This window comes from Paraburkholderia solisilvae, assembly GCF_902859875.1.
Taxonomy (GTDB): domain Bacteria; phylum Pseudomonadota; class Gammaproteobacteria; order Burkholderiales; family Burkholderiaceae; genus Paraburkholderia; species Paraburkholderia solisilvae.
This window is the reverse complement of the sequence record NZ_CADIKF010000027.1, coordinates 1-13,699: the sequence shown is the minus strand read 5'-3', so window position 1 is coordinate 13,699 and position 13,699 is coordinate 1. Positions and strand designations below refer to the sequence as shown.

At 64.0% G+C, this 13,699-nt stretch carries 11 protein-coding genes; 5 read left to right on the top strand and 6 right to left on the bottom strand.

What is annotated here, in order from left to right:
• The first annotated feature begins 21 nt into the window (after positions 1-21).
• Positions 22-1,197, top strand: coding sequence for an acyltransferase family protein (locus HV675_RS17495; RefSeq protein ID WP_175112191.1), 1,176 nt, complete (start codon positions 22-24; stop codon positions 1,195-1,197).
• A gap of 234 nt (positions 1,198-1,431) precedes the next feature.
• Here the strand turns inward: HV675_RS17495 and araH are convergent, their stop codons facing one another.
• The 5 genes from araH to HV675_RS17470 all read right to left on the bottom strand — a co-directional run bounded on the left by araH (position 1,432) and on the right by HV675_RS17470 (position 7,113).
• A complete protein-coding gene (gene araH, locus HV675_RS17490; RefSeq protein ID WP_175112190.1) occupies positions 1,432-2,430 on the bottom strand; it encodes an L-arabinose ABC transporter permease AraH in 999 nt (332 codons plus the stop codon).
• Between the two features lie 54 nt (positions 2,431-2,484).
• Positions 2,485-4,023, bottom strand: coding sequence for an L-arabinose ABC transporter ATP-binding protein AraG (gene araG / locus HV675_RS17485; RefSeq protein ID WP_377700704.1), 1,539 nt, complete (start codon positions 4,021-4,023; stop codon positions 2,485-2,487).
• 86 nt (positions 4,024-4,109) lie between these two features.
• Positions 4,110-5,114 carry an arabinose ABC transporter substrate-binding protein gene (locus tag HV675_RS17480; RefSeq protein ID WP_175112189.1) on the bottom strand — a complete coding sequence of 335 codons (1,005 nt, stop codon included), beginning with the start codon at positions 5,112-5,114 and terminating at the stop codon, positions 4,110-4,112.
• Positions 5,115-5,245: 131 nt separating this feature from the next.
• A complete protein-coding gene (locus HV675_RS17475; protein WP_175112188.1) occupies positions 5,246-6,175 on the bottom strand; it encodes a Gfo/Idh/MocA family protein in 930 nt (309 codons plus the stop codon).
• Between the two features lie 14 nt (positions 6,176-6,189).
• Complete coding sequence (locus HV675_RS17470) at positions 6,190-7,113, bottom strand: dihydrodipicolinate synthase family protein (protein ID WP_246270349.1); 924 nt, start codon at positions 7,111-7,113, stop codon at positions 6,190-6,192.
• Positions 7,114-7,423: 310 nt separating this feature from the next.
• On the opposite strand from HV675_RS17470, the gene HV675_RS17465 reads away from it, so the two are divergent.
• Positions 7,424-9,166 (top strand): IlvD/Edd family dehydratase, encoded by a 1,743-nt coding sequence (locus tag HV675_RS17465; RefSeq protein ID WP_175112186.1) that lies wholly within the window; start codon positions 7,424-7,426, stop codon positions 9,164-9,166.
• A 103-nt stretch (positions 9,167-9,269) separates the two neighbouring features.
• Here the strand turns inward: HV675_RS17465 and HV675_RS17460 are convergent, their stop codons facing one another.
• Complete coding sequence (locus HV675_RS17460; RefSeq protein WP_175112185.1) at positions 9,270-9,998, bottom strand: FadR/GntR family transcriptional regulator; 729 nt, start codon at positions 9,996-9,998, stop codon at positions 9,270-9,272.
• Positions 9,999-10,213: 215 nt separating this feature from the next.
• Between HV675_RS17460 and HV675_RS32870 the strand changes: the two genes are divergently transcribed.
• From HV675_RS32870 to HV675_RS17445, 3 genes are all read left to right on the top strand, one after another.
• Positions 10,214-10,561: a hypothetical protein gene (locus HV675_RS32870; RefSeq protein ID WP_343056799.1), complete on the top strand. Its 348-nt coding sequence runs from the start codon at positions 10,214-10,216 to the stop codon at positions 10,559-10,561.
• Between the two features lie 45 nt (positions 10,562-10,606).
• Positions 10,607-10,945: a DUF4148 domain-containing protein gene (locus HV675_RS17450; RefSeq protein ID WP_175112184.1), complete on the top strand. Its 339-nt coding sequence runs from the start codon at positions 10,607-10,609 to the stop codon at positions 10,943-10,945.
• 378 nt (positions 10,946-11,323) lie between these two features.
• Positions 11,324-13,699 (top strand): CHASE3 domain-containing protein (locus tag HV675_RS17445; protein ID WP_175112183.1); only part of this gene is annotated, 2,376 nt, incomplete at its 3' end.

Below are 13,699 nucleotides of genomic sequence, written 5' to 3'. Positions count from 1 at the left end.
GCCGGTACAACGGACCGACACATGGAACAAGGACGAGAAAAGCGCTACGACGTACTGGATGGATTGCGTGGTGTGGCCGCCATCAGCGTCATGCTGACGCATTTTTCGCAAAATACGCCCCACTCATTATTCAAGCACGCGGATCTCGCCGTCGATCTGTTCTTTATGCTGAGCGGCTTCGTGCTGATGCACTCGTACAGGAACAAGCTCCTGCTGGGCCTGAGCGCCCGTGAGTACATCCGCAAACGCATCATCCGGCTCTATCCGATGTTCGCCATTTCGATGGCCATCGGCATTCCGGCGCTGCTGGCCGTCGCGGCCGCAGGACTCTCGAACTACCCGCTGCGTTCGATCATCGCGGCGACGCTGAACAATCTGCTGTTCATGCCGTATCTCGGCGACCACGGCACCGCGAATATGGTCAGCGCAGCCGCGCAGCTACCGGTCGAGAAATACACCGTCGGCGAAATCTTTCCGGCCAATCCGTCCGCATGGTCGCTGTTCTTCGAAATGGTGGCGAGCGTCGCGCTACTCGTGCTGATCCGCCTGCAACGGCGCGATCTGATCAAGGTGATCGTCGGCAGTGCCATATTGCTGTTCGCGACCGGTGTATTGCTCGGTGTCGAGAATAAGGGGGCGATACCGGTGTTTTTTGGCGCGGGCTGGGGAACCCGTAATTTTTTCGCCGGCTTTATTCGGGTTGCCTACGGATTCACGATGGGCGTGCTGATCTACTCGCTGCACGAAAACCGGACCCCGCTGAAATTCGGCAAAGCGATCTCCGTCGTCTTGCGCAACGACATCGTGCTGTATCTGCTGTTCGCCGTGGCCACGGCCTTCCCGTTCGGCATCAAAGGCCTTTTTCCGATGGCGGTGATCTTTTTCGTCGCGCCGTTGATGGTCTATCGCGGCGCCGACATCGAACCGAGCGGGCAATTCAGCGCGAAGCTTGCGCATTTTCTCGGCTGGATGTCGTACCCCGTCTACTGCCTGCACTTCCCGATCGGCAGGCTCGTATTCCTGTATTTTCCCGACAGCGAGCAGCATCCGACGCAGGCGATCGCGCTGGCGGTCGCGCTCACAGTGGCGGTATCCATCATCGCCACCAAACTGATCGAGGAACCGGTACGCGCGTATCTGACGAGGAAGTTTGCGTCCAGAAAGCGGGTGAACCTGAAGACCGAACCGGTTGTTTGACAGCGTCGTAAAGGATATCGATCGATTGCGGCTGGCAAGAATGAAGAAGGCCCCCGAAAACGCTCACCTTCGCCACGCACGCGCCCGGCCGACCGCACACGAATCGCGCTAAATCCGCCACGAAAAGCGGCCTTTGCGCCACCTCCAAACAAAAAGCGAGTGCCGCGGCACTCGCTCCCGAAAACGCTCACCTCAGCCCGCCGCTCGCCGACGCCAGCGGGTTCGCTCAAACCATCACACCTTGCGGCGGCTGCGGCGGAACTGGTCGAACAGCACCGCGAGCAGCAGAATGCCGCCGCGAATCAGATACTGATAGAAAGTCGGCACGTTCAGGAGACTCATCGCATCCTGCACCGAGCCCATGATCAGCACGCCGACCAGCACGCCGGAGATGGTCGCGACACCGCCGGTCAGCGACACGCCGCCCAGCACACATGCCGAAATCACGCCGAGTTCGAGGCCGACCGACGTCTTCGGATCGCCCAGGCTCATCCGCGACGCGAGCATCACGCCGGCGAAGCCGGTCACGAGCCCCTGCAACACGAACACCGTGACCTTGATACGCGTCACCGGCAGACCGGCGAGCAGCGCCGCTTCACCGTTGCCGCCGACCGCGAGCACATTCTTGCCGAACACCGTCTTGCGCAGCAGAAAGCCGAACAGCACGAAGCCGACGATGTTGCTCCAGATCGGATACGAAATGCCGAGGAACGAACCGCCGCCGAGATCGAAGAAGCGCTCTTCGGAAATCATCACTGCGTCGCCGTTCGACGTAATGTACGCGAGACCGCGCACCACTTCCATCATCGCGAGCGTGACGATCAGCGAGTTGATCTTGTAGCGCGCGACCAGCACGCCGTTCACGAGGCCGACCGCGCCGCCCGCGAGCACGCCGGCCGTGACGCCGAGTATCACGCTGTGCGTCGCGGTAATCAGCGTCGACGCGACCACGCCGGAGAACGCGACGATCGACGCGACCGACAGGTCCACTTCGCCGAGCGCGAGCACGAACATCATCGTCACCGAGATCGAGCCGATCAGCGTGACCGACAGCAACAGGCCCTGCATGTTGCGGCTCGTCAGGAAGTCCGGCACGCTCACCGACAGCACCGCGAACAGGATGATAAACACCATCACGATGCCGGACTTGTTGATCAGATCCCACGTTCGCGCGGCGTGCGACGCCGCGCCAGGCTGAACTGAACGGGTGGCTTGGGTGGTCGGAGTTTGCATGGTCATCTTCATCCAGTCGCGCGCAGTGAACCGCGCGCCGTTGCTGTCAGCGGCTCAATGCGGCAGAGCCAGTTTGATCAATTGGTCGGGTGTGGCCTGCGCCTTCGGCAGATCGCCGACAACGCGCCCTTCTTTCATCACCAGCACGCGATCGGCAATGCCGATCACTTCAGCGAGGTCGCTCGATACGACGACGACCGTGCGCCCCGCTTCCGCAAGCTCATAGAGCAGCTCGTAAATCTCGGAGCGCGCGCCGACGTCGATGCCGCGGGTCGGCTCGTCGAGCAGAAAGACGTCGATGCGCTCCGCCAGCCAGCGCGACAGGATCACCTTCTGCTGATTGCCGCCGGACAATGTGCCGATCGCCGTTTCGGTATTGCGGGTCTTGATGGACAGCTTGTCGATATACTCGCGCGCCAGGTCGCGTTCGCGCCGCGCGTTCAACAGGAAGCGCGCCGCGCTGAAATGGCGCCGCGCGCTGATGTTCAGGTTGTCGGCCACCGACGCGATCGCGACGATGCCTTCCTGCTTGCGATCTTCCGGGCACAGCGCGATACCTGCGCGCACTGCGTCGCGCGGCGTCGAGAACGCGACACGCTTGCCGTTCAGTTCGATATGTCCCGCGCTCGGCGCTACCGCGCCGTAAATCAGTTTCATCAGTTCGGAGCGCCCCGCGCCGACCAGCCCGAAGAAGCCGACAATCTCGCCCTTCCTCGCGGTGAACGACACCGGCTCCGTCAGCCCCGGCCCGAGCAACCCCTTCACATCGAGCTGCACTTCGCCGGCGGCGCGCGGCCGGTAGCCGTACACGTCCCGAATCGACCGGCCGACCATGCAACTGATCAGCCGGTCGCGGTCGAGGTCTGCAACCGAATCAAACGTTTCGATGCGACGCCCGTCACGGAACACCGTGACGCGGTCGCACAGTTCGTAGACTTCATCCATCCGATGCGTCACGTAAATCACCGCGCGGCCTTGCGCGCGCAACGCATTGATGATTCTGAAAAGATTCTCCGTTTCCCGCGCGGACAGCGAACTGGTCGGCTCATCGAACGCGATCACGCGTGCATCGCGCATCAGCGCCTTGCCGATCTCTATCATCTGCCGCTGCCCGATCGACAGGCGCTTGACCTGCATATTCGGGTCGATCGATTCGCCCAGGCGTTCGAGCTCGTCCATCGCGCGCTTGACCAGCGCTTTTTCATCGAGCACGCCGAAGCGGTTCGGCAGTTGCCCGAGCATCAGGTTTTCCGCAACCGTCAGTTCCGGGACGAGATGCAACTCCTGGTAGATGATCGCGATGCCGGCCTCGATCGCCGCCTTGGTGGTCGTGAACCTGTGTTCGACGCCCGCGAGGCGCAATGCGCCCGACGCAGGCTGATTCACGCCCGACAGCACCTTCAGCAGCGTCGATTTGCCCGCGCCGTTCTCGCCCATCAGGCCGTGCACTTCCCCGCCGCGCACTTCGAACGACACGTTGTCGAGCGCCAGCACGCCCGGAAAGCTGACGGAGATTCCGTCGAGCTCGAGGTGCGTGCCTGCCTCGGTACGCGGCCGCATGTGCGGCGCGCCTGTTTCAGCATTGACCGTCATCGTGCATGTTTCCGTTGTTGCATCCCGCAGTACTGCGCTCGACGCGAGGCCGGTCCGTCAGCGCAGCGGCCTCGCGCGACACACACTTAAATACCCAGATCCGTACGCACGTCCTTCCAGTTGTCGCGCGTCATCAGCTTGCCGGTGGTCTGCGTGTCAGCCGGCGGCTGCTTTCCCGACTTGATCCAGTCGACGAGGTTCTGTGCACTTTCCTTGCCGTGGTTCGTCGAGCTCACCGCGATCGTGCCGTAGAAGCCCGTCGGTTCCTTCTTCTGGAACTCGGCAAACGCTTCGCCCGCACCGTTGATGCCGACGCCAATCACGTCGGATGCCGGGATATGCAACTGCTCGGTCGCGCGCACGCCGCCCAGCACCGTTTCTTCGTTCAGCGCGAAAATCACCCACTTCTTGATGTTCGGGTGCTTCGACAGAACCGGCGACGCCGCATTGAAGCCGCCTTCGTCGTCCGTCGTCTTTTGCGGCGCGTCGAAAATGTTGTCCTTCTTGAAGCCGTTGGCGAGCAGCGTGGCGGACGCGCCGTCGGTGCGCAGCTTCGCGGTCGGCAGCTCATAGTCGGTGATGCGGATCGCGCCCACTTCTTCCGGCTTCCAGCCGCGCTTCTTCATTTCGTCGGTGATCGCCTGGCCCACCTGATTGCCGATCTTGAACGCCGACATGCCCAGATGCGGGACGTCCGCGAGCGGCTTGCCGGTCGAGTCGACGAGTTGATCGTCAACCGTGACGAACTTCATGTTGTAGCGCTTTGCACGCGCCTGAATGGCCGGTCCGAGACGCACGTCCGGCGGGCAGATCACGAAGCCTTGCGCGCCTTGCGCACCGAGGTTGTCGATCGCGGCGAGCACCTTCTCGCCGTCCGGCGTGCCGATGTTGACCACCGAGAAGCCCTCCTTCTGGCCGAGCGCGGTCGCTGCCTTCTCTTCATTGATGAACCATGCCTGCTCCGGCATCTTCACGAGCACGCCGATTTTCAGCGGTGCATCGGCATGTGCGGCGAGCGGCAGCGCGAGCGGCGCCGCGCACAGCGTGGCAACCAGCGCGGACAGCGTCAGGCGGCGAATCGGGTTGGTCATGCGTGTCTCCTTGGTAAAGTCGTTGAACCGTAGATGTGGATTGAATCGTTTATTTGCGGCCTGCTTGCGCACGTCGATGCCCCTCGGTGCACGCAGCGCCGCGTTCTCTCTCGTTACGTGGTTTTTACTGCTCAGTCTTCGAACGGCTCGACCGCATGGTGGCTGCCGAGCAGGAACGCGTCAGCCACGAGGCGCAACGGCCGCACGTCGACGTCCTGCTCGCCGTGGTCGATCAGCCATTGAAAACGCTCATACAGCGCCGGATATTCGCGCTCCGGCGCGAGATCGACCGGCTTGCCCGCGATCGCAAGGCGCTTGCCGCCTTCCGTCAGAAGCACCGTGCCGCCGCTCGTCTCCACTTCGATTTCCCACTGCTCGACCGGACCATATCGCCAGTCGAACGACGCATGCACGGGCACGCCCTGCTCGTCGCTGAAATCGAGTTCGGCGGCAATCGGCGTCTGGCGGTTCGACGGCACCGACAGCGCGGCCGACTTCAGGATGATTTCGCGCGGCAGAATGCGCGTGACGATCGACAGCGCGTTGATGCCCGGATCGAACACACCGAGCCCGCCGGGCGTCCAGATCCATTCCTGGCCCGGATGCCAGCGCCGCACGTCTTCTTTCCAGCGCACGTGAACCGAGTGGATTGCATGCTTCGCGAGGTATTCGCGCGTCACTTCGACAGCCGGCGAGTAACGCGAATGCCACGTCGCGAACAGCGTGCGGCCCGCGGCGCGCGCCATCTCGCGCAGCACCTCGACTTCATGCACGCTCGCGCCGGGCGGCTTTTCGAGCATCACGTGCTTGCCGGCCTCGAGCGCCGCGCGCGCCTGGTCGAAGCGCACGTGCGGCGTTGCGCACAGCGACACCGCGTCGAGTTCGGGCTCGCCCTTCAGCAACGCGTCGATGCCTGGATAGTTGCGCACGCCTTCGACCGTCGCATTGCGGCTTGCGCACGCCACCAGGTCGAAGCGGTCGAGCCCCGCGATCGCGGGCAGATGCTGGTCGCGCGCGATCTTGCCGACACCGACGATGGCGATCGAAAGTTTTCTGTTCATATCGGGTTATGCGGTCAATGGCCCCAGCGCAACGCGAGCGGGTTCGCTTCGCGCGCGAGTTCGAGCAGTTCGGCGCGGGTCGCGCCGGACAGCGCTTCGAGCGGATGACGCACGGCATCGCTCCTGATCACGCCACCTTCCATCATGACGGTTTTAGTGGCACGCAACCCGCACTGGCGATTTTCATAATTGATCAGCGGCAGGATGCGCGCATAGCCCGCGCGCGCTTCGTCGCGCCGCCCGGCGCGGAACGCGTCGAACACCGGACGGATCAGGTCCGGCAGCAGCGCGCTCGACATCGTACCGGTTGCGCCCGCATCGAGGTCGGGCATCAGCGTGATCGCTTCTTCACCGTCGAACGGGCCTTCGATCACATCGCCGCCGGCGGCGATCAGCGCGCGCAGCTTCGCCGCCGCGCCCGGCACTTCGATCTTGAAATAGCGCACGAGCGGCAGTTCGCGCGCGATGCGCACGAGGAACGGCACCGACAGCGCCACGCCGGACAGCGGCGCGTCCTGAATCATCACCGGCACGCCGGCTGCGTCGGCGATGCGGGCGAAATGCTCGTACATCGCGTTTTCATCGACCCGCAGCGACGCGCCGTGATACGGCGGCATCACCATGATGATGCTCGCGCCCGCGGCAACCGCGCGCTTTGCGCGCTCGCTCGCGATCTGCGTGCTGAAGTGGCTGCAGGTGGCCATCACCGGCACGCGGCCGGCGGTGTGCGTGAGACACAGGTCCACCAGCGTGTCGCGCTCCGCATCGGTCAGCACGAACTGCTCGGAGTAGTTCGCCAGAATGCAGATGCCGTCCACTTTCTGATCGACCATGCAGTCGATCACACGCCGCTGGCCGTCGAGGTCGAGTTCGCCCGATGCGGTAAACGGCGTTGGCGCGACGGGGAAAAGACCGGAGAAGCGAGGCGAATTGGCCACTATGTGAGACTCCTGTTGTTCTGCTGTGCGCAAACCGGCGCATTTTCGAATAGCCAAACTATATGCGCGACTGCTTCGTCTAGTGATTAGTGTTTTCCCCCATTCTCGACGCATAAAAAGTCATTCTATTTGTCCGCCAGAACGGGTAAATTCTCGATATGCGGCACGTAATACGGCTGTCATCAGCGTAGACGCGCCAGAATCCGCCCCGCGCCGCCACAGCGAAAAGTCTTGCTACAGCTTAGCTTGGCACCGGCGCGCGGCATCGAATATAGTCTTACTATATTGACAAAAATCCGATTGGAACGACATGACTGATCAACCCCGCAAGCTCCGCTCGGCCCAGTGGTTCGGCACGGCTGACAAGAACGGCTTCATGTACCGAAGCTGGATGAAAAACCAGGGCATTCCGGACCACGAATTCGAAGGCAAGCCGATCATCGGCATCTGCAATACGTTCTCGGAACTCACGCCGTGCAACGCGCACTTTCGCAAGCTCGCCGAACACGTGAAGCGCGGTGTATACGAAGCGGGCGGCTTCCCGGTCGAATTCCCCGTGTTCTCGAACGGCGAGTCGAACCTGCGGCCCACCGCAATGTTCACGCGCAACCTGGCGAGCATGGACGTCGAGGAATCGATCCGCGGCAATCCGCTCGACGCGGTCGTGCTGCTCGCCGGCTGCGACAAGACCACGCCCGCGCTGCTGATGGGCGCGGCGAGCTGCGACGTGCCGGCCATTCTGGTGACCGGCGGCCCGATGCTGAACGGTAAGCATCATGGCCGCGATATCGGCTCGGGCACCGTCGTGTGGCAACTCTCCGAGCAGGTGAAGGCCGGCAAGATTTCCATTCATGAGTTCATGTCCGCCGAAGCGGGCATGTCGCGCTCGGCCGGCACCTGCAACACGATGGGCACCGCGTCGACCATGGCGTGCATGGCTGAAGCGCTCGGCGTGACGCTGCCGCACAACGCGGCCATTCCTGCCGTCGACGCGCGCCGCTACGTGCTCGCGCATCTATCCGGCATGCGCATCGTCGAAATGGCGTTGCAGGACCTGCGCCTGTCGAAGCTGCTCACGCGCGAAGCGTTCGAAAACGCGATTCGCGCGAATGCGGCAATCGGCGGCTCGACCAACGCGGCGATTCACCTGAAGGCGATCGCCGGCCGCATCGGCGTCGACCTGTCGCTCGACGACTGGACGCGCATCGGACGCGGCACGCCGACCGTCGTCGACCTGCAGCCGTCGGGCCGCTTCCTGATGGAAGAGTTCTATTACGCGGGCGGCCTGCCGGCCGTGCTGCGCCGCCTCGGCGAAGCGGGCCTGCTGCCGCATCCGGACGCGCTGACCGCCAACGGCAAGTCGCTGTGGGACAACGTCAAGGAAGCGCCGAACTACAACGACGAAGTGATCCGCCCGCTCGACAAACCGCTCGTCGCAGACGGCGGCCTGTGCGTGCTGCGTGGCAATCTCGCGCCGAACGGTGCGGTGCTCAAGCCGTCGGCGGCCACGCCCGCGCTGCTCAAGCACCGCGGCCGCGCGGTCGTGTTCGAGAACTTCGACGACTACAAGAAGCGCATCGCCGACCCGGATCTCGACGTCACCGCCGATTCGGTGCTCGTGATGAAGAACTGCGGTCCAAAGGGCTACCCGGGCATGGCTGAAGTCGGCAATATGGGCCTGCCGCCGAAGCTGCTCGCGCAGGGCGTGACCGATATGGTGCGGGTGTCCGATGCGCGCATGAGCGGCACCGCATACGGCACGGTGGTGCTGCACGTCGCGCCTGAAGCGCGCGCGGGCGGCCCGCTCGCCGTGGTGCGCAACGGCGACTGGATCGAACTCGATTGCGATGCCGGCCGGCTGCATGTCGATATCGACGAGAAGGAAATGGTCGCGCGTCTCGCCGAATGGAAGGAAGCGCAGACGCTCAACCCGAAGGACGCGAGCGGCTATCGGAACCTGTATGTCGAGCACGTGCTGCAGGCGGACGAAGGCTGCGACTTCGACTTCCTCGTCGGCTGCCGCGGCGCGGAAGTGCCGTCGCATTCACACTGAGCGCACTGAGCATGCGCACGGGCCGCGAGGCCCGTTCTCCTTGCTGGATCAAGCCGGCGCGAAGGTTGCGCCGGCAACCACTTCTGCGACGCGCGCCGGCTGCCTAGCTGAGCCCGCGCCCCGCCAGGCCGAGAATCGAATCGGCGTCCACCCGCGCGTTCTCCAGTTGCACAAGGCTCGCCTGGCGCGCGCCGAGCGCATCGCGGTTCAGAATGGCCGTCAGGATTGCCTTGTGACGCGGCAGCGACAACGCATGCGTGTCCGGATGACGGCTGGTCAGCTTGATCGACTCCGATAGCGCCAGCGACATCATGTTGCCGATATACGCGAGCATGTCGTTGTGCGTCGCGGCCATGATCGCGCGGTGAAACTCGAGGTCGGGCGCAAGCAGCGCCCCGGCGCTCTGCGCATGTTCCATCTGGTCGTACGCGGAACCGATCCGGACGAGGTCCTCTTCAGTGGCGGCCGTGGCCGCGAGCGCGGCGGCAGCCGGTTCGATGATGCGGCGCACCGTCATCAGCGCACGGAAGAACTCGCCTTCGGGAATGCTATTGAGCGTCCAGTACAGCACGTCCGGGTCGAGCATGTGCCATTCGTCGCGTGCGCGCACGATGCTGCCGACGCGCGGCTTCGAAATGACAAGCCCCTTGGCGACCAGCACGCGCGTCGCCTCACGCAACACCGGGCGGCTGACGCCGTACTGTTCGCACAAGGTGGCCTCGGCCGGCAGCCGCGCGCCCGGCTCCAAGCGCCCGCTGACGATCTCGATGCCGAGTTCCTGCACGATCGTCGCGTGCATGCTTTTTCGTTTCTGCAGGTGCCGATAGTCCATTGCCGTTTGTATTCGAAGCCGCTCGAGGGCGGACTTTATGCGCGGAGCCGGTTGCGGCCTTCCGTCGGGAGCTGGCACGCGGAGTCCAGCCCGCCGGGGCTGAGCAAGCATAGCATGCGTATCGTGCGTTGCCCGTAGTTTGCTCATGCGTCGTCAAGCCTGTACCGGTCGCTCGCCGATCGCACGCTGATGATGTCCCACCCGCTTGTCTGCCGATGCGCATCGTCGCGTCGCTGCGCTGCCGCACGACCGGGTTCGCTTTTTGCTCTTGTCAGCTTAGCGGAAGATCGACCCGCCGTTTTCGTGAGGACACGATGTTGAAACGACAATTCTTCGCTGTACTGCTGGCATTCATTGCCATGGAGAGCGTTGCTTTCGCCGCGTCGCAAGACGAGGAAGACAAGGCATGCCGCAGCGACGCGTTCCGCCTTTGCTCATCGGAAATTCCGAACAAGGACAAGATCGAGGCATGCATGAAACAGCACTATGATCAATTGTCGCCGCCGTGCAAGAAGATGTTCCAGTCGTCGTCGTCGGATAACGGCACGCATGACGGCAAGTGAGCGCGGCACATTCGCAAGACGGATAAGCACAACAGGAGGTTGCAGATGAAGACTTTGCCTCTCCCCAGGCTGGCCGCGCTGCTCGCAGCCGCGGCACTCGCGGCCGCCACGGCGACGGCCGCCGTCGCGCAGGATGCGACCAGCGACGGCACGCAAGGCGGCAATGCGGTCCAGCCGGCCGCGCCCATGGCCGCAAGCCCGACCAAAGCGCAGCGCAAGGCGGCGCAAAAACAGGCTCGCAAGGAAGCGCGCGCCCAACGCAATGCCGAACTCAAGAAGCTCGAAGATGCCGGCTGGCACCCGACAGGCAACGATCCGAACTACCCGGAAGACTTGCAGAACGCACAGAAGAAGGCGGGGGTGGGCCAAAGTTCGGGCCAGTGACGCCCACATGACACCATCACGCGCCACAGAGCGACGACGGGGTTACGCAGTACCGGGAGGCCATTCGCGCGGCGCAGCGTATTCTCTGCGGCCGTGCGTCGTGCCGTCTGCGCAGGTTGGCGCCCGCCCGTTTCCGCTGAACCGGTGCCGTCCGGCCTGAGCCGGCTTGGGTTGACCTGGCCTGGGCCGCCGGATATTTCATCCCGTAAGCTCGCCGCCGGTGCGTCCGTGACACTTCGCGCCAACTGCGCTCCCAATGCACGCCGGCAAGGCGTCTATGTGATACTGCCGACGCGCCGAGGGCGCGCTTGCCCGTCGCATTGCGACATCCGGCCCCGGTAGACGACAATTCGACCAGCCCAGCTATTCCAGTCAAACATGCCGACTCCACTAGAACAAGCAGACGGAAAGCCCCACCAGACGGCGGCCGTCGCGACCGTCGATCAGACCCATTTCCGGCGCATCATCCGGCGCAACATCGCGCTGCCGCTCGGCGTCGGGCTCGCTACGGTCGCCGTATTCGTCGCGTTGATCGCGTACCTCGTGTCGACGGTCAATTGGGTCGAGCACTCCGAGCGCGTGATCGGCGATGCGAATGAACTGATGCGCCTCGCGGTCGATCGCGAATCGGCGCTGCGCGGCTTTCTGCTAACCGGTGACGACGCGTTTCTCGCACCGTATCAGGTCGGCCAGCCGCGCTTCGAGTCGCAGATCGCCGAACTGACCGGCCTGGTATCGGACAATCCGCCGCAAATCGACCGGCTACAGCGCATTCAAACCATCCAGTCCCGCTGGAATGCGTACGCGCAGCAGATGATCGATCTCAAGCGCAAACATCAGGACGTCACCGACGCGGTCGCCAATGGGCGCGGCAAAGCCGAGTTCGACGAGACGCGCCGGATCTTCGCCGAATTTCTGACCGTCGAGCAAAGTCTGCGGCAGCAGCGTTCGGACGCGGCGCGCAGCCTGACCAGCACCACCGTCGCGGTGTTCCTCGTGTTCAGCGTGTGCCTCGCCGCGCTGCTCGCGTTTCGCGGACGCCGCGATCTGCTGACCCTGTCCGGCAGTTACGACGCCGTACTGCAGCAGCAGGTTGCGCATACGGAGCAGTTGCAGCAACAGGTGTGGCTGCGCTCAGGCCAGCGGCTCCTCGCCGAGCGAGTGGTCGGCCAGGCGACGCCGCCACTCGTGGGACGCGCGATACTCGAGTCCCTCGCGCAGTACATGGACGTCATGGTCGCCGCGATTTATGTGCGCGACCGGATCAATGGCGAATTGCGGCGCATCGCGACATACGGCTTCAGCGCGGAAAGCGAACAGGGCACGCGCAATTTCCATGATGGCGAAAGCCTCGTTGGCCAGGCCGCTGCTTCGCATCGGCCGATCGTATTGCACCAGGTGCCCGACAATTACATCAAGGTCGTATCCGGCACCGGCGCAAGCACGCCGACCAGCGTGATCGTGCAGCCGATCGAAAACGACGGCGCGGTCAACGGTATTGTCGAGCTGGGTTTCATGCGGCCGGCGTCCGCGCGCGATCAGGAATTCCTGCAACTGGTGTCGAACAGCATGGGCGACTTTATCGAGGCCGCCCTGTATCGCGAGCGTCTGCAGGATGCGCTCGCCGAGACCCAGCAGCTCAACGAGGAATTGCAGGTGCAGCAGGAAGAGCTGCGCGTATCGAATGAAGGACTCGAAGAACGCGGCCGCGCACTCGTCGACTCGCAATCGCGGCTCGAAGCGCAACAGGCTGAACTCGAACAGACCAATGTGCAGCTCGAGGAATACGCGCAGCGGCTCGAACGGCAGAAAGCGGAGCTGCTCTCGGCGCAGGACGCACTCGCCGCGAACGCCGCTCGGCTCGAGCAGTCGAGCCGCTACAAGTCCGAATTCCTCGCGAACATGTCGCACGAGCTGCGCACGCCGCTCAACAGCTCGCTGATCCTCGCAAGACTGCTGCAGGAAAACCGCACCGGCAACCTGAGCGAGGAACAGGTGCGCTATGCGGAAACCATCCACGCATCGAACAGCGACCTGCTCGTGCTGATCAACGACATCCTCGATCTGTCGAAGGTCGAGGCCGGGCAGCTCACGATCGAGCCGGCGAACGTGCCGGTCGATGCGCTGCTACAGTCGCTGCGCGAAATGTTCGAGCCGATGGCCGCGACGAAACATCTGAAGTTCACCGCGCAGCGCGCGCCCGGCGTGCCGGACACGATCGTGACCGACGGGCAGCGTCTGGCGCAGATTCTGCGCAACCTGTTGTCGAATGCGTTGAAGTTCACCGAGCACGGTGAAGTCGCGCTCGACATCTTCGCGAACGAACCCGGCGCGCTGCGCATCGACGTGCGCGATACCGGCATCGGCATCCCCGCGGACAAGCTCGAGATGATTTTCGACGCGTTCCAGCAAGCGGATGGGTCGACCAGCCGCCACTACGGCGGCAGCGGTCTCGGCCTGTCGATCTCGCGTGAATTCGCGCGTCTGCTTGGCGGGCGTATCGGCGTGGTCAGCGAGCCCGGCCGCGGCAGCGTCTTCACACTGTGGCTGCCGACCGCGTTTTCGGCCGAAGCCGCGGCCGCGATCGCGCAAGCCGCGCCTGCGTCCACAGGCAACCTGCGCGGCACCATCAGCGCCGCGCCCGCCGTTGGGTATGACGCCGCTGGCGATACCGCCGCGGCCACGCATACGCGCGCCGCCGCGCGGGACGCGAGCCCAATGGGTACGCGCAACGCCGCCGCTGGCACGCCGGCC

Excerpts from the sequence above, each read along its gene's own strand:
- HV675_RS17495 (WP_175112191.1), top strand. The coding sequence starts at position 22 with ATGGAACAAGGACGAGAAAAGCGCTACGACGTACTGGATGGATTGCGT.
- araH (WP_175112190.1), bottom strand. The coding sequence starts at position 2,430 with ATGCAAACTCCGACCACCCAAGCCACCCGTTCAGTTCAGCCTGGCGCG.
- araG (WP_377700704.1), bottom strand. The coding sequence starts at position 4,023 with ATGACGGTCAATGCTGAAACAGGCGCGCCGCACATGCGGCCGCGTACC.
- HV675_RS17480 (WP_175112189.1), bottom strand. The coding sequence starts at position 5,114 with ATGACCAACCCGATTCGCCGCCTGACGCTGTCCGCGCTGGTTGCCACG.
- HV675_RS17475 (WP_175112188.1), bottom strand. The coding sequence starts at position 6,175 with ATGAACAGAAAACTTTCGATCGCCATCGTCGGTGTCGGCAAGATCGCG.
- HV675_RS17465 (WP_175112186.1), top strand. The coding sequence starts at position 7,424 with ATGACTGATCAACCCCGCAAGCTCCGCTCGGCCCAGTGGTTCGGCACG.
- HV675_RS17460 (WP_175112185.1), bottom strand. The coding sequence starts at position 9,998 with ATGGACTATCGGCACCTGCAGAAACGAAAAAGCATGCACGCGACGATC.
- HV675_RS32870 (WP_343056799.1), top strand. The coding sequence starts at position 10,214 with ATGCGCATCGTCGCGTCGCTGCGCTGCCGCACGACCGGGTTCGCTTTT.
- HV675_RS17450 (WP_175112184.1), top strand. The coding sequence starts at position 10,607 with ATGAAGACTTTGCCTCTCCCCAGGCTGGCCGCGCTGCTCGCAGCCGCG.